The 21,291-nt window shown below is 41.3% G+C and carries 19 protein-coding genes; 12 read left to right on the top strand and 7 right to left on the bottom strand.

Annotated elements, in window-relative coordinates; genetic code table 11:
* Positions 1 to 147 precede the first annotated feature (147 nt).
* Together nadC and HMPREF1532_RS13100 are read right to left on the bottom strand one after the other, a co-directional pair.
* On the bottom strand, positions 148 to 996 hold the full coding sequence (nadC, locus tag HMPREF1532_RS13105; protein ID WP_005930317.1) for a carboxylating nicotinate-nucleotide diphosphorylase: 849 nt from the start codon (positions 994 to 996) through the stop codon (positions 148 to 150).
* Positions 989 to 1,381 (bottom strand): DUF4783 domain-containing protein, encoded by a 393-nt coding sequence (locus HMPREF1532_RS13100; RefSeq protein ID WP_005930314.1) that lies wholly within the window; start codon positions 1,379 to 1,381, stop codon positions 989 to 991. Before HMPREF1532_RS13100 ends, nadC begins: the two co-directional genes overlap by 8 nt.
* Before the next feature lie 127 nt (positions 1,382 to 1,508).
* Between HMPREF1532_RS13100 and rlmH the strand changes: the two genes are divergently transcribed.
* The 5 genes from rlmH to HMPREF1532_RS13075 all read left to right on the top strand — a co-directional run bounded on the left by rlmH (position 1,509) and on the right by HMPREF1532_RS13075 (position 10,620).
* The gene (gene rlmH / locus HMPREF1532_RS13095; RefSeq protein WP_025819947.1) at positions 1,509 to 1,982 is read left to right on the top strand and encodes a 23S rRNA (pseudouridine(1915)-N(3))-methyltransferase RlmH; all 474 of its coding nucleotides are present in this window, start codon (positions 1,509 to 1,511) and stop codon (positions 1,980 to 1,982) included.
* Between the two features lie 819 nt (positions 1,983 to 2,801).
* On the top strand, positions 2,802 to 5,795 hold the full coding sequence (locus HMPREF1532_RS13090) for a SusC/RagA family TonB-linked outer membrane protein (RefSeq protein ID WP_005930309.1): 2,994 nt from the start codon (positions 2,802 to 2,804) through the stop codon (positions 5,793 to 5,795).
* A 20-nt stretch (positions 5,796 to 5,815) separates the two neighbouring features.
* The gene (locus tag HMPREF1532_RS13085; protein ID WP_005930306.1) at positions 5,816 to 7,312 is read left to right on the top strand and encodes a RagB/SusD family nutrient uptake outer membrane protein; all 1,497 of its coding nucleotides are present in this window, start codon (positions 5,816 to 5,818) and stop codon (positions 7,310 to 7,312) included.
* A gap of 26 nt (positions 7,313 to 7,338) precedes the next feature.
* Entirely contained in the window at positions 7,339 to 8,205 is an 867-nt protein-coding gene (locus HMPREF1532_RS13080; RefSeq protein WP_005930304.1) for a hypothetical protein, read from the top strand.
* A gap of 33 nt (positions 8,206 to 8,238) precedes the next feature.
* Complete coding sequence (locus HMPREF1532_RS13075) at positions 8,239 to 10,620, top strand: T9SS-dependent choice-of-anchor J family protein (protein WP_005930301.1); 2,382 nt, start codon at positions 8,239 to 8,241, stop codon at positions 10,618 to 10,620.
* Positions 10,621 to 10,713: 93 nt separating this feature from the next.
* On the opposite strand, the gene queF is transcribed toward HMPREF1532_RS13075, so the two are convergent.
* The 4 genes from queF to HMPREF1532_RS13055 all read right to left on the bottom strand — a co-directional run bounded on the left by queF (position 10,714) and on the right by HMPREF1532_RS13055 (position 13,134).
* Complete coding sequence (gene queF, locus HMPREF1532_RS13070) at positions 10,714 to 11,169, bottom strand: preQ(1) synthase (protein WP_005930298.1); 456 nt, start codon at positions 11,167 to 11,169, stop codon at positions 10,714 to 10,716.
* 11 nt (positions 11,170 to 11,180) lie between these two features.
* Positions 11,181 to 11,837 (bottom strand): 7-cyano-7-deazaguanine synthase QueC, encoded by a 657-nt coding sequence (gene queC / locus HMPREF1532_RS13065; protein WP_025819945.1) that lies wholly within the window; start codon positions 11,835 to 11,837, stop codon positions 11,181 to 11,183.
* 6 nt (positions 11,838 to 11,843) lie between these two features.
* A complete protein-coding gene (locus HMPREF1532_RS13060) occupies positions 11,844 to 12,524 on the bottom strand; it encodes a queuosine precursor transporter (protein ID WP_005930291.1) in 681 nt (226 codons plus the stop codon).
* Between the two features lie 109 nt (positions 12,525 to 12,633).
* The gene (locus tag HMPREF1532_RS13055; protein WP_005930288.1) at positions 12,634 to 13,134 is read right to left on the bottom strand and encodes an RNA polymerase sigma factor; all 501 of its coding nucleotides are present in this window, start codon (positions 13,132 to 13,134) and stop codon (positions 12,634 to 12,636) included.
* A 163-nt stretch (positions 13,135 to 13,297) separates the two neighbouring features.
* Between HMPREF1532_RS13055 and HMPREF1532_RS13050 the strand changes: the two genes are divergently transcribed.
* Entirely contained in the window at positions 13,298 to 14,584 is a 1,287-nt protein-coding gene (locus HMPREF1532_RS13050) for a DcaP family trimeric outer membrane transporter (RefSeq protein WP_005930282.1), read from the top strand.
* A 110-nt stretch (positions 14,585 to 14,694) separates the two neighbouring features.
* On the opposite strand, the gene HMPREF1532_RS13045 is transcribed toward HMPREF1532_RS13050, so the two are convergent.
* Positions 14,695 to 16,215, bottom strand: a complete 1,521-nt coding sequence (locus tag HMPREF1532_RS13045) for an OmpP1/FadL family transporter (RefSeq protein ID WP_005930279.1) — start codon at positions 16,213 to 16,215, stop codon at positions 14,695 to 14,697.
* A 218-nt stretch (positions 16,216 to 16,433) separates the two neighbouring features.
* Between HMPREF1532_RS13045 and HMPREF1532_RS13040 the strand changes: the two genes are divergently transcribed.
* The 6 genes from HMPREF1532_RS13040 (at position 16,434) to HMPREF1532_RS13015 (ending at position 21,232) form a co-directional block, all read left to right on the top strand.
* On the top strand, positions 16,434 to 17,435 hold the full coding sequence (locus HMPREF1532_RS13040; RefSeq protein ID WP_005930277.1) for a 2-hydroxyacid dehydrogenase: 1,002 nt from the start codon (positions 16,434 to 16,436) through the stop codon (positions 17,433 to 17,435).
* Positions 17,436 to 17,496: 61 nt separating this feature from the next.
* Complete coding sequence (locus tag HMPREF1532_RS13035) at positions 17,497 to 18,201, top strand: pirin family protein (RefSeq protein WP_005930274.1); 705 nt, start codon at positions 17,497 to 17,499, stop codon at positions 18,199 to 18,201.
* A 21-nt stretch (positions 18,202 to 18,222) separates the two neighbouring features.
* Positions 18,223 to 18,867: a pyridoxamine 5'-phosphate oxidase gene (gene pdxH, locus HMPREF1532_RS13030; protein WP_005930272.1), complete on the top strand. Its 645-nt coding sequence runs from the start codon at positions 18,223 to 18,225 to the stop codon at positions 18,865 to 18,867.
* Between the two features lie 66 nt (positions 18,868 to 18,933).
* Positions 18,934 to 19,665, top strand: a complete 732-nt coding sequence (locus HMPREF1532_RS13025) for an MBL fold metallo-hydrolase (protein WP_005930268.1) — start codon at positions 18,934 to 18,936, stop codon at positions 19,663 to 19,665.
* Between the two features lie 11 nt (positions 19,666 to 19,676).
* Complete coding sequence (locus HMPREF1532_RS13020; RefSeq protein ID WP_005930265.1) at positions 19,677 to 20,741, top strand: DUF4468 domain-containing protein; 1,065 nt, start codon at positions 19,677 to 19,679, stop codon at positions 20,739 to 20,741.
* A 110-nt stretch (positions 20,742 to 20,851) separates the two neighbouring features.
* A complete protein-coding gene (locus HMPREF1532_RS13015; RefSeq protein ID WP_005930262.1) occupies positions 20,852 to 21,232 on the top strand; it encodes a VOC family protein in 381 nt (126 codons plus the stop codon).
* Positions 21,233 to 21,291 lie beyond the last annotated feature (59 nt).

Below are 21,291 nucleotides of genomic sequence, written 5' to 3'. Positions count from 1 at the left end.
GTTAGTTAGACGCAACATTCGAAAGAATGCTGCAAAAAGAATATCTAAAAGAAGTTAAAAACAGACTACCCATAAAAAAACTTCCATCAGGCAGACAAGATTGTTTGCAAGCCTATGGAAGTTCAGTTAATAATATAGCAAGCCCTATCAGCAGGCTTTAAAACTCATATCCAGACCTTTCACTGAATGCGTCAAAGCTCCTACGGAAATAAAATCGACTCCACATTCTGCATAATCACGCAGCGTGTCGAAAGTGATACCACCGGAAGATTCGGTTTCATATTTTCCAGCTACCATATCAACCGCCTTCTTTGTCATCTCCGGTGTGAAGTTATCGAACATAATGCGATCTACCCCGCCCAAATCGAGTACTTGCTGCAATTCATCAAAATTACGGACCTCAATTTCTATTTTCAGATCTTTGCCTTTTTCCTTGCAATATTCCTTGGCACGAGTAATGGCCTTATCAATGCCACCGGCAAAATCCACATGATTATCTTTCAGAAGGATCATATCAAAAAGTCCGATACGGTGATTCACACCACCGCCGATCTTGACTGCCATCTTTTCCAGAATGCGCATTCCCGGCGTAGTCTTACGGGTGTCGAGCACATGAGTATGAGTACCCACCAGTTTCTGAGCATACTTACGGGTCATTGTAGCGATACCGCTCATACGTTGCATCACATTCAGCATCAAACGTTCCGTCTGCAACAACGATTGCACTTTGCCTTCTACCACCATCACTATATCACCCGGTTTCACTTCCGTACCGTCATTGATAAAAACTTCTACTTTCATTGTAGGGTCAAAGCGATTGAAAATTTCTTTCGCTACTTCAACTCCGGCCAATACACCGGCTTCTTTAATCAACAATTTGGATTTCCCCATTGCAGTGGCGGGGATACATGAGAGAGTAGTATGATCGCCGTCACCTATATCTTCTGCAAAGGCAAGATCGATCAACTTGTCTATCAATTCTTTTTCTTTATTCATTGGTTTTGTCAATTCTTATTTGATGAATTAAATATTTGTTCTGAACTCTTTTGAAGAAACAATTCACCCGAAAGTTTCCATTAGCAGTAGTCAAGGTACCTATAACAAAACTCGATTCGTCACGCTTCCCCTGATGGTTTACATTGAAGCCACTAACTTTATTGTCGGCAAAAAAAGTATTCATTGTACTTTCAGCAGCCTGCTTGTCAGTGTTGGTAGAGCGGTTCTGAATGATGAGATCAACCTTATCACCCAAGAATTTATTCAGCTCTTGAGAGCTTCCTTTCTTAAATGCCAGAACTACACCCACCGGCACATCCTGTGCCAAAAGCGTAGATACGGAAAACATCAATCCGGCAATCCATAAAAGTACCCGTTTTTTCATAACCACAAGCTTTTCAGACATCAGTTTTCAGCAAAATCTGATACCTAATGATACGCAAAGGTAAGCATTTATTGCAGAAAACAATAAAAAACAGCTATTTTTGTGCGATAATCAGAACTGTATCAACATGAAAACGACTTTGCTCGTCGTAGGACGAACCGTAGAACAACATTATATCACCGCCATCAACGATTATATTCAGCGCACGAAACGCTTCATTACTTTTGATATGGAAGTAATCCCCGAACTTAAAAACACCAAAAACATTTCGATGGAACTACAAAAGGAAAAGGAAGGGGAACTCATTTGCAAAGCCTTCCAACCGGGAGATGTCATCGTATTACTCGATGAACATGGAAAGGAAATGCGTTCTCTGGAATTTGCGGAGTGGATGAAACGCAAAATGAACACGGTCAATAAGCGGTTGGTGTTCGTCATCGGAGGTCCTTATGGGTTCTCACAAAAAGTATATGATGTAGCACACGAAAAAATTTCGATGTCGAAGATGACTTTCTCCCATCAAATGATACGGCTCATTTTTGTAGAACAAATATATAGAGCAATGACGATTTTAAATGGCGGTCCCTACCATCATGAATAACTTTTTATATTCCATCATTCTGACTCATTGTTATTTAACAAATAAATAAATACAGTACATTTAGCCTCATTTTCTTAGTCTACGAGAAAATGTATAAATATACAATTTCGACGAATAACTGATAATTATTACCATGTATACCATAGTACAACTAATTCATCACCTTCCCCCGACCTAACTATTCCTAAAAACAACCATAAGCATCTCCGAAGTCCACACAAATCTGTAACAATTTCAGAGCAACGAAAAAAAAAAGACGGAAAGGGAAAAAGCATTTTCCTTATCAAAAATACACAACAGGGAATTAAGCCAATAAACCCCTAATTACCAATCAGTTACAATTTACTATTTTTCCTCTACGAGAAATAAGTCGAAACTCGTAGAGAAACCCCTCACTCCTCTACGAGCAATGACATGTTTCTCTACGAGAAATGATACATTAATTCAGAAGACACAACACCTATATAAAACCAAGAGAATTCAATGAAAAGGTGACATGTAAATATAAATAAATAAAAAACAGAATGTAGATTCAATAGAAAAATACCCTGTTATATCACTCATTAAAATTGAAATTTAAGAGAAAATAAGATACCCCATCAACTGCTATAAAATATTCATTACATCGTCATAAAACAGCTATTAATATAAAAAAAAGACAGCATCTAATGATTATAAGTCACAAAGAGAACCAATATTAGTAACAATTTGATATTATTATCACATTTGTCTCGTATTTAAATTGATAATCTCATATTTATTTATATATTTGCATGCATTCAATCGTGTACAATACAAAATTAAACCTTAAGAAAACTTATGATTAGAAAATTTATGTTGCTAATAGCATGCTTGCTAACGAGCATAAATGTAGTAACGGCACAGACATCCAAAGTAACAGGTGTGGTCATTTCAGAAGAGGACGATTTACCTGTTGTTGGTGCCTCTGTTTTACTTGTGGGTACCAGTATCGGTACTATCACCGATGCCAATGGAAATTTTGTCTTATCAGACATCCCCGTTTCCGCAAAAAAAATACGGATTTCATTTATTGGCATGGCTACTTATGAAGGAGAAATCAAACCCAACATGAAAGTTATCATGAAGTCGGACTCACAATTAGTCGATGAAGTTGTGATTGTGGGTTACGGCACAGGCAAAAAGCTCGGCTCCGTAGTCGGTTCTGTTTCTACGGTCAGCAATAAAGCGTTAGAAGCCAAGCCGACAATGAATTTTGCCGATGCACTTCAAGGACAAGTAGCCGGTATGCAAGTGTTTACCTCCTCCGGTGAGCCTACGGCATCTTCTTCCATGCGTGTCCGTGGATATACCTCTTTAAATGCAGGAACTTCACCTTTATATATATTAGATGGCGCACCTGTATCGAGTGATGTATTTACATCACTAAACCCTAATGATATAGAAAATGTAACCGTACTGAAAGATGCATCTTCCACCTCCATTTACGGTGCACGTGCAGCAAATGGAGTTGTTTACATTACAACTAAAAAAGGAAAGACCAGTGAAAAAGCCAACATTACCATTCGCGGGCAATATGGTATTTCACAATTACCCGACTTCAAAAAAGATATGATGAACGCACAAGAGTTCATTCAATTCAAATTGATGTGTGATCCTTCATTAGCCACCAATCCTCAATTCATGGCTGATAAAGCCAGAATAGAGAAATATGGCTTAAGTATGGATTGGGCCGATTATGTATTGAGAGACAATACCCCTACTTATTCCGTAGATGCCAATATCAGTGGTGCTTCCGGCTCTACAAACTATTACATCAGTGCAGGGCATTTCGACCAGGAAGGAACCTCTTATCAATCGGGAGTAACCCGCGAAAATTTCAGAGTCAATCTAAATACCAAACTAAACAACTGGTTGAAATTCGGAGTTAATTCAGCTATCTCTTATCAGGATTATGCCACGACTCTGGGAGTCAGAGATAATAATGAAGGTGCTTGGGTAAACTCTCCGTTGATACTGGCCCGTACAGGCAGACCTATCGACTTCCCATACGAGATTATAGAAAACGAAGACGGTACGTGGTCACGTGGTGAGGATTTACTGCTATTGCCCGGAACAGGATACACCAACCCGATGAAGATTTTCCAAAACTCATCCATAAAGAATGAGCGCATCATGGGCAACTTGAATACCTTTATTGAAATCACCCCGTTTAAAGGACTTACTTTAAAAGGAGCACAAGCTTTTGAAGGCTATATATATAAATATAGAGGTGTAAATTACCCTTGGGAAGATAATGAGTTTAACGGAGACGTGGCCGAACAATTCCAGAGGGGAAGTAACTGGACTTTCACCAATACGGCCGAATATAAACACACTTTCAAAGGAAAACACTTTATGACGTTACTGGCCGGTCAAGAATCCATCATGCACAACTCAGACGGTTTTTCAGCATCCGGTAAAGGAATCGAGGATAGTCGCTTAACTCAATTATCCGCAGTTTCTTCGGCAACAGCCAAAGTGAACGGAGCACGTTCCGAGTATGTATTCAATTCTTTCTTCTTCCGAGGAGAATATAACTATGACGAGAAATACTATCTGGACGCTTCATATCGTCGGGACGGTTCTTCACGTTTTAGCGAAGACCACCGGTGGGCTTCTTTCTATTCTATCGGTGCCATGTACAACATCAAGAATGAAGCATTTCTCAACGATGTAGAATGGCTGAACGACTTACGTCTGAAAATCAGCTACGGTACCACCGGTAATTCTGAAATCGGTAATTATGCCTCTTTGGGTATGGTGGCCGGCGGCGGTTCATACAACTATAATAATCAGAGTGGTTGGGTAATCGGTACAGTAGGCAATTCAGATCTGACTTGGGAAACTTTGAAGAACTTCTCTGCCGGCGTTTCGACAAAGGTATTCGATCGTCTTGACTTCAGTGTCGAGTACTATCAGAAAAAGACGGTAGATATGCTCATGAACGTTCCTTTCTCTATGACTACCGGACATTCCACAGGTATGGGCAATGTAGGAACGCTACTGAATACCGGTGTAGATCTTAATATGAATCTTGAAGTTCTGAACACTAACAACCTCAGATGGAATGTATATGCGAATTTCAATTATAACAAAACAAAAATCCAATCATTGTTCAATGGTTTAGACGAGTTGGCATTTCCACAATACGGGTTGAAATATCAAGTAGGACACGATCCCAATGAATACTTTTCCGTGCTGTGTGCCGGAGTCGATCCACGTGACGGCGCTTTGATGTATTATGACTTGAACGGCAACAAAACCAAAACATTCACCATGGACAACATGCAGTTCACCGGAAAGAAGATGTTTGCTCCCTGCAGTGGCGGTTTCGGTACCTCAGTCAGTTGGAAAGGCTTGTCTGCAATGATTGACTTCTCATGGATCGGAGAAAGATACCTGATCAACAATGACCGCTTCTTTACTGAAAATCCCACCAATTCGAACATGGTCAATATGAACAAAAGAATGCTGACCATGTGGCAAAAGCCGGGTGATATTACCGATGTTCCTCGCTACGGAGTAGCCAGTGAGAATCTGCTACGCACCAACTATTTCCTGGAAAATGCCGCCTTTGTACGTTTGAAAAATGTGACAATCTCTTATGAACTCCCCAAAAGTATATTGAAGAAAACAAAAATCGTAGAGGGAGTCAGAATATTTACCACCGGACGTAATCTCCTCACATTCACACAATTCTCAGGAATCGATCCGGAGATAGACTCAAACCTTGCATTGGGAGATTATCCTAATTCAAGACAGTATACATTGGGACTTGAAGTTAAATTCTAAAGAAAAACAGAGACAGCTATATGAAAACATCAAAATCAATCATATTCACCCTCCTTTTCACAATTATACTGGCATCCTGCAATATGGACAAGTATCCATATGACAAGATACCTTTAGAGAGTGCTATAGAATCATTCGCCGACTGTCAGAAATTACGGACGGGAATGTACAGAGACTTACGCATTATTGCAGTTTCCACAAATGTATTAGCAGCCGAAATACAAGCCGACGGATTTCTCCCTCTTTCCTATTTCGGAAATCAACTCGGTGCACTGTATCGTTGGGAAGCAAATGCTTCGGAAAGTACTTTCAGCACCATATGGAGCAATAGCTATGTAACCATAGCCCAATGCAATTTACTGATCGAAGGCATCAAAAGACTACAGACAGAAGGCAAGTTTTCGGACAGCGAACTGCCTACCGTCAAAAACTACTTGGGAGAAGCTCATCTGATCCGCGCCATAGCTTACTCTATCCTGGTTGATAAATTCTGTGCGACATATGACCCTGCCACAGCAGAAAACTTTTATGGAGTGCCCATTGTGGACGAATATTCACCTTCTGCCGATAATACAAAATACCCGTCCCGGGCAACTTTGGCTGCAACCTACAGTTTCATAAAAGATGACATCAAACAGGCCAAAGAGAATATGATAGCCACCGGGCAACATTCTTTCGAGTACCTATCGACCGATGCGCTTACCGCATTTGAAGCAAGAATCGCCTTGCTGACAAAAGATTATGACACGGCTATCGACTGCGCGGAAGGACTTATAAAAGACGGCCGGTATCCGCTTATCAACAATGCAGCCCAGATGCAAGAAATGTGGCGTAATGATGTCAGTACAGAAGTAATTTGCCAATTATTCAGTTCCAAGCAAGAGTTAGCACCTGCCATGGGAAATTATTTCTTAGACGAAACAAACCATAAGCCCGTTTTCCTTCCTTCACGCGACATTATCAATTCATTCCGGGAAAACGACATACGTGTCAATTGTTACTTCAAAATGGAAGATATCTCATTTTCAACCAACGAGAAGCATAGGTTGGCGGTATTCACCAAATATCCGGGTAATCCGGAAATGTACGAAGGAGTTAACAATTATGTAAACAAGCCCAAAATTTTCCGCATTGCCGAACAATACCTCATCGCCGCCGAAGCTTACTATATGAGAGGTGAAGGAGAAGACGAACTGGCTGCATATGATGTTTTATATGAATTAATGTATGCTCGCGACGCTTCCATATCATTCAATCCGGTTTCCGGTTTAAGTCTCAGACATCTGATTCGTGCCGAACGTGAACGCGAACTGTATGGAGAAGGATTCCGCCTAACCGATCTGAAACGCTATGGAGAGGGATTCAAACGTCAAAATCCCCAATCAGTACAATTATCTTATGAGCTCGGTATGGACCTGAATATAAAAGCAGATAATACACGCTGGTTATGGGCTATTCCTAAAGCGGAAACAGATGCCAATCCGCAGATTAAGTATCAACAAAACCCGGGTTATTAATTTTATTCAAAAAGAGAAATACGATTATGAACTATCTGAAACGATTTGCAATATTGCTTTTGCCACTTATTATGATAGCTTGCAATGACGATGACAACCTCAATACCGGAACGGCCACCGTTGAGTTTCAATCTGCAGAAATTGAAATCAAAGAACTGACCTCTTCCCTGAATCTCCCCATAGTGGTAAAAGGAGAAAATAACGGACTTATAAAAGTCCGTATAGAAATGAAGGACAACAACAGTGGTTTTGAAAATGACAAAGACATTCTCATTACCGATTACAATTTAGTAATCCCTGCCGGAGTAGAAAGTGTAAATATCGAAACGCTTCTTTCCATAGCCAATGACGAGATCGAACAGAACCGTTCCTTCTCGATAGCTATCGCCCACGTAGAAGGAGCGACAGCAGGAAGTAACGCAATATGTAAAGTAAATATTCTGGAAAACAGCCCTTTGGAAGGTAAATATATGATGGAGGGCAAAAGCCAACTCCAAACGCCTAATGGAGTAACTAACTATGCCTGCACACTCACCTCCGTAGACGACTCTTTCGAACAACTATACCTTGACTTCGGACAAGGAGGTGCTGCACTCGTAGAAGTAGAAGCAACCGAAAACCAGGGAGAATACAAACTGACCATTGCTGCAAGCCAGGTAATCGGTACATACAATGGAGACAATGTCGAATTAACTCACAAAGCCGTATCCAACGGCAGATGGGTAAAAACCACCGACCCGATAACGGGAATCTTCAAAAACAAAGTAGTAACATTCGAAATGGGACACGCTTTGGGACTTGAAGTTCCTGCCGTCGAAGGTTGGCTTGGGCTTGTAGGAAGTTATACCGATGACAGCGGAAATTCCATTCCCCTAAAATTTATCAAACAATAGATAAAGCAATCGTGAACTAAAAAATGTGAATTTATGAAAAGACTATTACTTTTAGCAGCTATGCAATCAGCAATTCTGGTTGGAGCACAGACAAGATCTGATGGTCACCTCTTTTACGAGGATTTCGCGACCAAAAACAATTTCTCAGTTAATTGGACTGTTACAGATGCCAATAATGACAGTAAGACATGGGAATATATCGATGAGACCTCTTCTCCGGATGCAGATGGCGGTACAGGTTTGGCAAAGTATCTATACGAAAGAAACAATGCAGCAGATGATTATCTGACGACTCGTGAACCCGTCACACTAAAAACAGGAACTCACTGTCTCTCTTTCTATTACCGCACGTCTACCACCAGAAATAAAGAAAGTATGAAAGTTCTTTATGGTAAATCAAAAGATTTCTCTACCATGAAAGTACTGACAACTCTAACAGATGTCAGCATCAATGAATGGGAAGTCAGCATTAATGATTTCAACGTTGAAGAAGCCGGAGATTATTATTTCTCATTCCATGTTATTTCAGAGAAAAATCGGGCAGGATTTTGGCTTGACAATATTGCTATAGACGAAGGAGGATTCCAAGGAACTCCGGATATTACATTAGAAAATCTGGTACTTCCGGCTTCGGATTGTAATTTAGGAACTGCTCCCATCGGAGTTACGGTAAAAAACATCGGTACCGGTGCTATCAATGGCTTTAGTCTCTACTACGAAATAGACGATGCCAATAAAATAACACAAGACTTTACTGATAAGATTGCCGTAGGAGGTTCATTGGACGTTACTTTCACTACCCCGGCCGATTTCTCCGGCATAGATCAGGCATATAATGTAAAAGTAGTGGCAAATTGTGACAACCAGACAGTGACAAGCAATGATACCGTCAAAGGACGTGTTGTTAATTTATCACCAACAAAAGTTCCTTTCGAATCCAGCTTTAAAAAAGCCATTGATGTACTTAACTGGAATCCTGTTACCGCCAATGGTTGGGAATGGAACAGTCAGTCCGGTTGTTACAAGGCTAATACGACCTCTACCCTGTCATCCAGATGTATCTACATGGAACCGGGTGAATACAGAATCATTTTCAGCTATAATGCCGGAGACGAGTTGTTGATCGGCGGGCTCAAATATGATTACTTCTACATAGCATTCGGAAAAAGCGGTAGCGACATGGCAACATGGACAAAAATCAAAGAATTCAAAGAAAACACTCAAAACACCGTCACCAAGAAAGAAGTGCAATTTACTGTAGCAGAAGAAGGTAACTATGTCATCTGCTTCACTTCTACCGAATTGGCATATCTCGAAATTCATGATATCGCGGTAAGCAAAATTGCCGACCATGACGTAAAAGTAGAGTCGATAACTCCGAAAATACAACTTCCGAGAATTGTTCCGCAATATCACATCAACACAGCACACCAGTTTACAGTATCTATTGTAAACAACGGTAAGCAAGTTGAAAACGACATAAAACTGGAAATTAAAGGTAACAACGAGGTATTGGCAACAACTACTATCCCAACTTTGGCCGTAGGTGAAGTGAAAGAAGAGACAATGGATGTAAACTTGGTAAATGCCGTAAGTAATGAAGACGAAGCATTCTCCTTCATGGCCTTAGCAAGTATCTCCAAAGATGACTATCCGGAAGACAACGCTTTGGGTATCGCAACCATGGTATCCGATTCAACCTATGCATGGGACAATCCGTCAGACTTTGAATTTGGTGTAGGTGGTAAAACTGCCGGTACGGCATTCGGTACGGCATTCACTATCCTGAAAGAAGATGTATTGACTTCAATCACTCTCGGATTCATGCCTAAACCTGCTCAGGCAAATGATAAGCTGACACTGAACGTATACAAAATAGATACCAGCGACTCTTCTATGGGACAACCTTTGGTTAGTAAATCTGTAGTTAGAGGAGAAGGTGGAGAGAAAATCACATATGAACTTCCTGAACTCAATGTAGTTCCCGGAAAATATATGTTCGAAGTTAAGCAGGAAGGAAGCAACAACATGGGACTTGTATGCGACCAAACTGCAAACGGTCTAATTGCAGTTGGTAAAAACGGTTTCCTCAACGAGTTACCCGGATATGGTTATCCTTATGTACGTCCTAACTTTAGCAAAAATGCTTCTACAGGATTACAGAACGGTACAGCAATAGAAACAACCCTGCAACTTTACCCCAATCCTGCCAGCGAAGCGATTACCATTAAAACTGTTGGAAAGAATATTGAAAAAATCAGTATCCACAGCTTAGTAGGCCAGACGGTTCTTACCGCAATCGGCAATGGTACGGCAGAACAAAACTTGGATATCAGCACTTTGAGTGCAGGTACTTATCTGGTGGTTATTAATACAGAAAACGGAATAGAGACTGTTAAGCTTATCGTAAAATAAGAATAAGTCCATAAGTATATAAGTATAAAAAATGTGCCGGCATGTAGTGTTTACCCTACTTTGCCGGCACATCTTGTATCATCCAAAAGAGTTTTACTCATGATTCATCAACCGATGCATCGCCATCTCTTCATATTTCGTTCCGGAACGGCCATAGTTGGCATACGGATAAATAGAAATACCGCCACGTGGAGTAAAGATTCCCGTCACTTCAATATACTTAGGATCCATCAACCGAATGAGATCTTTCATTATAATGTTGACACAATCCTCATGGAAAGCGCCATGATTTCGAAAACTGAAAAGATAAAGCTTCAAACTTTTACTCTCCACCATCTTTACATCCGGTAAATAGCTGATACGTATTTCCGCAAAATCAGGCTGTCCAGTAATCGGACAAAGGCTGGTAAACTCAGGGCAATTGAAACGTACCCAATAATCATTTTCAGGATGCTTATTATCAAATGCTTCCAAAACTTCGGGAGCATAGTCTTGTTTATATTCGGTCTTCCTCCCTAAAAGGGAAAGCTGGTCTTCTAACTTAGCCATATCTCAAAAATTTATTTTTTACTTAACAAATACTCATCCAACCCCTGACGCCGCAACTTACATGCCGGACAATGCCCGCATCCATCTCCCTGTATACCATTGTAGCAAGTCAGCGTATCATTACGGATAATCTCCAGTACCCCCAATTCATCGGCAAGCGCCCAAGTCTGTGCCTTATCGATCCACATAAGGGGAGTGTGAAGAACGAACTGTTCGTCCATTGCCAAATTCAGCGTCACGTTAAGAGACTTGATAAAAGCATCCCTACAATCCGGATACCCGCTGAAATCAGTCTGTGACACACCGGTCACAATGTGATTAATACCTCTCTCACGGGCATATACGGCAGCAATGCTAAGAAAAAACAGATTGCGCCCCGGCACGAATGTATTCGGAAAACTATCGGCCGGCTTCTCCTGATCCATCACCATGGTGGTATCCGTCAAGGAATTATGCCCTAACTTTCCGATAAAGGAAACGTCCATCACTTCAAACTCCACACCGGCATTACGGGCTATCTCACGCGCCAGTTCCACTTCCTTCTGATGTTTCTGACCGTAAAGAAAACTCAATGCACACACTTTTTTAAACTCACGTTTTGCCCAAAACAGACAGGTCGTAGAATCCTGTCCTCCACTGAAAATAACCAGAGCGGTATCTTTATTCATCATTGATCAAATTTCTTTAATTTTTAGTATATTATAGGAGATATTCTCATCATAGACATCGCTGCCGTCTATTTTCTTGATAGCATTCACCACCCGGATGGTAACCGGCAGGATAATGACTTCGTACATCGATTTCAGTATAATCTGGATACCCATCATTATCAAAAGTTCCGGCCAAGCAATGACACCTCCGAAAGCGACCGGAAAGAAAATGAGTGAATCAGCCGTCTCTCCCACTATCGTAGACAAAATGGCACGTACCGAGAAATTCTTACCGCCACTCGCCACTTTCATTTTACTCATCACATAGGCATTGAGGAATGACCCCACTAAAAAGGCCGTCAGGCTGGCTATCACAATACGGGGAGCCATTCCAAAAACAAAATCAAAATGTTCTTCACCCTCCCAAAAAGGTGCTGCCGGAATAGCAACCGCAATCAACCCCAATGCTACCACAAAAAAGTTCATGGCAAAACCACTCCAGATAATAAGACGCGCTTTCTTGAATCCCCAGACTTCGGCAATGCAGTCGTTGATAATATACGAAATAGGAAATACAAGCAAACCGGCAGTAACGGTAATACTACCCACCTGAATCACTTTTGTTTCAAGAAGATTGGCTGCGATCAGACATACATTAAATAATATGCCAAGCAACATGAAGGGAACTGATACTTTTTCTTTCATACTCCTGTTTTTTACGTGGTGTTCTAGAATACACGACCGCTATTCACGGCATCATACGTTTATTAATTCGGACGGCAAAGATAAGACATTTTTTTGAAATCGACTATCACTAATTTCCAAATTCCTTCAAGTCTTTCTGTAACCGCTTGCGCACAAAGAATAGCCGGCTCTTTATCGTGCCGACCGGAAGCCCCATCTTCTCTGCTATTTCAGTATATTTAAAGCCGGAAACATACATGAGAAAAGGCCTACGCATTGATTCCGGTACAGCATTGATCACTTTATGGAGTTCCTTCAGATCGTAAGCATATTCAAAACGGTCTGCATCTTCCGCTTCAATCATACTTTGTTGGCTGATTGTATAATTATCATCAATCATAGACATCTCACGGGTGGCACGGCGATAATTATTAATAAAAAGGTTGCGCATGATAGTATACATCCAACCTTTAAAATTCTGTGCATGAACGAACTTCTCTTTGTTATCCAATGCCTTCAACATACATTCCTGTACTAAATCATTGGCAGAATCCTGATCTGCAGTCAGTTTGAAAGCAAAATGACGCAATTCCGATTCCATCTCTACTATTTTGCATGTTAGTTTATCCATCGTTCCTCTATTATCATAATTTATACTGAGTACAAAGATGGAGCATTTTCACATAATACACCATGACAATTTTTCCGCAATATTTGACTATTTTTCCCTGAGGGGTTTCAACCTTTTCCCGTTTAAGTTGTTGTTTGCACATTCACCTAAAACTTAACTTATAATGAAAACAAAATTTAAATCAGTAGCCTTGCTACTTGGGATGAGCCTACTCCCACTCTGCGCAAATGCGCAGAAAAAAGTAATCATTGAAGATAAAGAACCAAACTCCATCATGTTTGTCTCAAGGGATAAAGCCGGAGATGAAATTATCCGGATAATGGAAGAAACCCAACTTAAACGTTTCCATGAACCGAAAGCTCCACGCTTTTTACTGACGGACCAAAAAGGAAAATTTGCCCTCGGCATTGGAGGATATGTACGTGCTACTGCAGAATATGACTTCGGGGGTATTGTAAAAGACGTGGACTTCTATCCCGCCCTTATCCCCAATAAAGGAAACGGTTATGTGAAAAATCAGTTCCAGATGGATGCCAGTACTTCCACTCTCTTCTTGAAACTGGTAGGTCATACGAAGAATTTAGGAGATTTTGTAGTTTATACAGCCGGAAATTTCCGGGGAGACGGCAAAACATTCGAACTTCAAAATGCATATGCTTCATTCTTAGGATTTACATTGGGATACAGCTACGGTTCGTTCATGGACTTGGCAGCACTACCCGCCACCATCGACTTTGCCGGACCTAACGGCTCTGCATTTTACCGTACTACACAATTAAGCTATCTGTATAGCGGATTAAAAAACTGGAAATTCGGAATAGCCGCCGAAATGCCTTCTGTAGACGGTACAACTACCGATAAAGTATCTATCAGCACCCAACGTATGCCGGATTTTGCCGCTTCCGCTCAATACAATTGGAATAAAAACAGTCACATTCGTCTGGCAGCTATCATCCGCAGTATGACTTACTCAAGTGATGTTTACCAAAAAGCCTATTCAACTACCGGCTTCGGACTACAAGCATCGACCACTTTCACTGTTACTCCCAAATGGCAGGTGTTCGGGCAACTTAATTATGGTAAAGGCATCGGTCAGTTTCTCAATGATTTGAGTAATCTGAATGTGGATCTTGTTCCGAATCCGGAAAAAGAAGGCAGAATGCAAACCCTTCCTATGTTGGGTTGGTATGCCGGCTTACAGTATAACATCTGCAAAAACGTATTCGTATCGGGCACTTATAGCTTATCAAGACTCTATTCGGAACACAATTACCCCAGCGACAATCCGGACGCCTACCGTAAAGGACAATACCTGGTGGCCAACATGTTCTGGAATGTAACCAGTAACCTGCAAGTAGGCGCCGAGTATTTAAGAGGATGGCGCACAGACTTCAACGATGCTACCCGTCATGCTAATAGAATGAATTTATTAGTGCAATACTCGTTCTAAAAAGAAAGACTTTTCGTCTCGATCAAAATGGAAAAGGAGACTTCACTGCTTTTTGAAAAAGCAAGAGTGAAATCTCCTTTTATATAATTATTGAAAGTTAGTTCACCTTATCAGAATTTATAATCAAGACCGATACCAAATACTTTATTGGTACGCGAAAAGACATCAGTACCCGGGATAGCTTGTCCTGCCAAAGCAGAAATTCCGTTGTAATCACTCCACTTTTTCGTATAATCCTCATAATCAGTCCAAAAATAAGCAATATTCAATTTCAGATTTTTAGCTATATTAAAGCCAGCACCAAAACCGAAAGAATAAGAACTGACAGCAAAACTCATGTCGCTTTGATAACTATCTTCCACACCATATTTAGTACGTTGCATACCGGCACTAATCTGTGCCCATTTGCATACATCCCATTCTATACCGGCCAAATATTCATTAGTACCTTTATCTATAAAATGTTGTTTTCCGGTTCTTTCGCCGGTAATAAGATTAGTAGCATCAGCCATCTTGGCATGGGTATCGAAAAAATGATGATAACCTACAGAAGCACGGAGTACAGGAAGAATCTCATAAGAAACGCCAACTGTCAACAGACTCGGGATATCATGAGGAGTATTTACACCGGGAGCAAATAGCTTAGTATCATCCACACGGGTCTTATTCTCTACATTCAATTTGGTATTAAACTCATATTTCACACCTACATTCCATTTACCCATCTTGAAATCAGCACCGATGATAGGTGTTACTCCCCAACCGGTCTGATCGCAATCCAAATATTTGTCTTGAGTTTTCCCTGCATAATCGGTAGCCATTGCCGCCGCAGCTGCATATTTTTTAGCAGCTTCCGGTTGGCCGGCAACTTCCGCCGCCGCTGCCAATTTATTGAACTGATCCGCATAAGCAGCAAACGTCTGATTCAGATTTACCATTTTATCGCCGATATTAGCTTGAATATCACGAATATGTCCTTCATACCCATTACTTACATAATTCATACGAAGCCCACCAAAAACAGATAAATAATCCGTTATCTTATAAGTGGCACCCAATTGAACACCGAAAATCATTTGCTTTCCACGCATATAACTATCTACAGAATACCTGTCCGTATTTGCAAATGGATTTTCAGGAAGCAGCCCTCCGTTCACTAAACCTGCTCCGGCCGCTTTCATAGCCATTGGAATAACAGATACTTGTGATTCAAAAGAACCAAGCCCTTCATTAAAAGTAGCCTTTCCGCCACCGCCTGTTACTGCAAAACTTCCGGAAAACGCCCAATCGCCTTTCTTATAAACAGCAAACACACTGGGAACAAATGGAGCTGATGCTTCTCCTTTATATACTTTTGTCGCATTCCCGCCGAATCCGGCAAAAGGAGCAAATGTGGAGGTAATCGTTCTCGTCTGAAATGCGCTCTGACCATTAAAAGAGAGATGAAATCCGTCTTCCATAAAAGCCAGACCGGCAGGATTGGAATATACTGCATCAATATCTGTTGAAGCATCACGAGCCAACATTCTCAAAAATAAAACATGTTGATTGGTATTTGTCAGGAGACCTCCCGCAAAAGTTGGAATTGAAACGATCAGCAACACAATGCTAATCAAGGATAATTTTCTCATCTAAATCTTTTTTAAGTTATTTCGGCCGCAAAGGTACAACAATATTGCACATAAGAATTATATTTGTGCATTTATTTTCATTTCAAGAGCCAAATTAGTAGAAAGTACAAACTGTTTCTAATGAAACAAAATCATAAGATACGCATCAAAGACGTGTCGATAATCGAAACAATCCTCCCTACATAAGTGTTTATTATATAAACTAAAAACAGAAAATTATGGCATATACAATTGCATTTTTCGGAACTAAACCTTATGATGAAGCTTCATTCAATGAGAAAAACAAAGAATTCGGATTCGAGATACGTTATTTCAAAGGACATCTGAATAAAAATAATGTGTTATTGACACAAGGGGTCGATGCCGTCTGTATCTTTGTTAACGATACGGCCGATGCAGAGGTAATCAGTACACTGGCTGCCAATGGTGTGAAACTCTTAGCATTGAGATGTGCCGGATATAATAATGTGGATATCGATGCAGCCGTTGCCAATGGAATAACCGTAGTACGTGTGCCGGCATATTCTCCCTATGCCGTAGCAGAATACACCGTAGCCCTCATGTTATCCCTCAATCGCAAAATCCCACGCGCTTCCTGGCGTACACGCGACGGAAACTTCTCTCTACACGGCCTCATGGGATTCGATATGCATGGAAAAACAGCAGGAATCATCGGTACGGGAAAAATCGCTAAGATACTTATCCACATTCTACGCGGGTTCGGCATGAACATACTGGCATACGACGTATATCCGGACTATAATTTCGCCCGTGAAAATCAAGTGGTATACACTTCGCTGGACGAACTCTATCATAGCGCAGACATCATTTCGCTACACTGCCCGCTCACCGAACAGACTAAATATCTCATCAATGACTACTCCATCAGTAAGATGAAAGACGGAGTGATGATTATCAATACCGGACGCGGACAACTGATCCACACGAATGCCCTTATCGAAGGATTGAAAAATAAAAAGATCGGTTCTGCCGGACTGGATGTATACGAAGAAGAAGGTGAATATTTTTACGAAGACAAATCAGACAGGATCATTGATGACGATGTACTGGCCCGTTTGTTATCGTTCAACAATGTGATCGTCACTTCCCACCAAGCCTTTTTCACCAAAGAAGCATTGGGAAATATCGCCACCACCACTTTACAGAATATCCGCGATTTTATAAATCATAAACCCTTGCTAAATGAAGTGAAGAAATAGAACCTTTCCCTCTCCCGAAATGTTAACAGCATATATAAACCCATAAAACAAAAGAGAAATTATGAAAAAGGTAATACATAAAGCAGATACTCGCGGACGTTCACTTTACGATTGGCTGGACAGTCATCATACATTCAGTTTTGACGAATACTTCGATTCGGAACGTATCAACTTCGGTGCGCTTCGCGTATTGAATGATGACCGCGTTGCACCGGGAAAAGGATTCCAGACGCATCCTCACAAAAACATGGAAATTGTCTCCATCCCCCTGAGAGGAAAGTTGGAACATGGAGACAGCAAAAAGAACAGCCGTGTCATTACTGTGGGAGACATTCAGGTGATGAGTGCCGGAACAGGAATTTTCCATAGTGAAATAAACGGTAGCACCACGGAACCGGTAGAATTCTTACAAATATGGATTATGCCACGCGAACGAAACACACACCCTGCCTACAATGATTACAGCATCCGTGAACTGGAACGTAAAAACGAACTGGTACCAATTGTTTCGCCCGATGGCAGTACGCCTGCCTCATTGCTACAAGACACCTGGTTTTCTATCGGAAAAGTGGAAACCGGCAAAAAATTAGGTTATCACATGCATCAGACTCACGGCGGCGTATACATTTTCCTGATCGAAGGAGAAATTGTTGTAGACGGCACTGTATTGAAACGTCGTGATGGCATGGGAGTGTACGAAACAAACAGCTTTGAAATCGAAACATTAAAAGATTCCCATATCTTATTGATAGAAGTCCCGATGTAAAGCATTCATTTAATAGAAATTATGAAAATCAATCTCGCCGGTATCCGGCAAGAATATACAAAAGGCGGATTAGGGGAAAGCGAACTCCCTGATGATCCGCTTTTATTGTTCAGTCAATGGCTCCAAGAGGCCATTAATGCCCAAGTAAACGAACCTACGGCAATGATCGTAGGCACGGTATCACCCGAAGGCCAGCCGTCTACCCGCACTGTATTACTGAAAGATATACACGATGGCAAGTTTATATTCTACACTAATTATGAAAGTCGCAAGGGAAAGCAACTCGCAAAAAATCCGCATATATCACTCTCTTTTGTCTGGCATCCATTAGAAAGACAGGTGCACATAGAAGGAACTGCCGGTAAAGTTCCAGCTCACGAGTCGGACGAATATTTTAAAACCCGCCCGTATAAAAGCCGTATCGGAGCACGCATATCTCCGCAAAGCCGCCCAATCGGCAGCCGGATGCAACTTATACGGAGTTTCGTAACAGAAGCCACCCAATGGATTGGGAAAGAGATAGAACGTCCACAGGAATGGGGTGGATATGCGGTTACTCCCACTCGGATAGAATTCTGGCAAGGCAGGCCCAACCGTTTACACGACCGCTTCTTATACAGTCTGCAAAAAGACGGAAATTGGAAAGTAGAACGCCTTGCCCCTTGATTTTCCTGTTTTTTCTTGTCCGTCACAAGAAGAATATGTAATATTGCATCTCTAAACCATTAGCCTATGAAACTGGATTATATCTACCATAGCGGATTCGCCATCGAAGCCGAAGGGGTAACTATCATCATCGATTACTACAAAGACTCATCGGAAACCATACGAAATCAAGGCATCGTACACGACTGCCTGCTACAAAAACCCGGTAAGCTGTACGTACTTTCCACTCATTTCCATCCCGATCACTTCAACCGTGAAATATTGACGTGGAAAGAACAGCGCCTGGACATCATATATCTCTTTTCAAAAGATATCCTGAAGCATCGTCGCGCCAATCCGGAAGACGCCATATATATAAATAAAGGAGAATCCTACGAAGACGACAATTTACGTATCGATGCATTCGGCTCTACAGATGTCGGCATTTCTTTTCTTATCCATTTACAAGGGATGAGCATATTCCATGCCGGCGATCTCAACAACTGGCATTGGAGTGAAGAATCGACCGAACAAGAAATACGTAAAGCCAACGGAGATTTCTTGGCAGAAGTCAAGTACCTTAAACAACAAATTTCCGCCATCGATCTCGTTATGTTTCCGGTGGACCGGCGAATGGGAAAAGATTATATGAAAGGTGCCGAACAATTCATCGAACAAATAAAAACTACTATATTTGTACCCATGCACTTCAGCGAAGATTATGAAGGCGGCAACGCCTTCCGGAGTGTAGCCGAAGCGAATGGATGCCGCTTCATCAGCATCACTCACCGGGGCGAAACATTTGATATTACTAAATAAAACATAGAATTATGAACAGATTGACACAACTTTTTTTTGTATTGTTCCTTCTATGCCTGCCGGTGAGCGTAATGGCACAGAAAGATAAAAACGATGACAGCAAATATCTCGCAGGTGCAGTTCCCGAAGTGGATGGCAAAGTAGTATTCTCCAAAGAGTTCAATATTCCCGGAATGTCACAAGATGAGATATTCGACCGAATGATGAAATGGATGGAAACAAGGCTCAAAGAGAACAAAAACCAAGGAAGCCGAGTTGCTTATTCGGACAAAGAGAAAGGAATAATTGCAGGCGTAGGCGAAGAATGGATCGTATTCAAGTCAAGTGCCCTGTCGCTGGACCGTACTTGGGTAAACTATCAGATCACCGTCACCTGCAAACCGGAAAAGTGTTTTATGGAGGTGGAAAAAATACGTTTCACTTATGGCGAAAACGAGAAGTATACAGCAGAGGATTGGATTTCCGATAAATACGCACTCAATAAGGCAAAAACAAAATTAATACGCGGACTGGCCAAATGGCGTAGAAAAACCGTTGACTTTGCCGATAATCTGTTTACCGGTGCAGCCCAAGCATTAGGAGCCGCAGGAGTTGCAACCGAACCGGTTATACAACCGGGCAAACAAGCGGTAATCACCCCCGGACCGGTAGTTATTACTCCAGCCAATCCTGTAATAGCAACCGATCCTTCCGTAAACAATAATCCATCAGCTGCCAATGTACCCGGCTACAAAGAAATAACTCCCGACCAAATACCGGCTAACGCCATCCAAATGGGAGCGGGAAACTTGGTTGTCGCTATCGGTAAGAATGCTTTCAATATGACTATGATGACAGCCAATGCCGGAGGTTCTTTAGGAAAAATGAATGGTAAACCTGTTGTTTTCACCATATTCTCTCCGGAGCAATCTTATGAACAAATAGAAAAGGCAGATACTTATTCCGTAAGATTCTATCCTACGAATCAATCTGAACCATCTATAATACTTGAATGTAAAAAGCTTCCGTCGCAAACTCCAATGGAGGGACAGCCACGTACTTATATAGGGGAAATTGTGAAAGCTTGGATTAAATAATTATTCAATGTGCCAATATGTCAATGTGCCAATTGGCTGCGCCATTATGCCGCATGGTAAATTGGCACATTGGTATATTGGCACATTCATTCATTATTAAATTTTACATCATGGAAATAAAAAGTAGATTTGACCATTTCAACATCAACGTCACCAATCTGGAACGCAGCATTACCTTTTACGAAAAAGCGCTCGGACTAAAAGAACACCATCGGAAAGAAGCTTCTGACGGTTCATTCATTCTGGTATATCTGACAGATAACGAAACTGGATTTCTATTGGAGCTCACTTGGTTGAAAGACCATTCAGAACCCTATGAATTAGGAGAGAATGAAAGTCATTTATGTTTTCGCGTAGCAGGAAACTATGATGCTGTCCGCCAATACCACAAAGAAATGAACTGTGTATGCTTTGAAAATACCGCAATGGGCCTATATTTCATTAACGATCCGGATGATTACTGGATTGAGATATTACCGCAAAAACAGTAATAAATGAAGCCTCTCCCCAGCCCTCTCCGTGGGAGAGGGAGTACAGATACTACTGTTTA

This window comes from Bacteroides salyersiae WAL 10018 = DSM 18765 = JCM 12988 (genome assembly GCF_000381365.1).
Classification (GTDB): domain Bacteria; phylum Bacteroidota; class Bacteroidia; order Bacteroidales; family Bacteroidaceae; genus Bacteroides; species Bacteroides salyersiae.
This window is presented reverse-complemented; position numbering and strand designations above follow the sequence as displayed.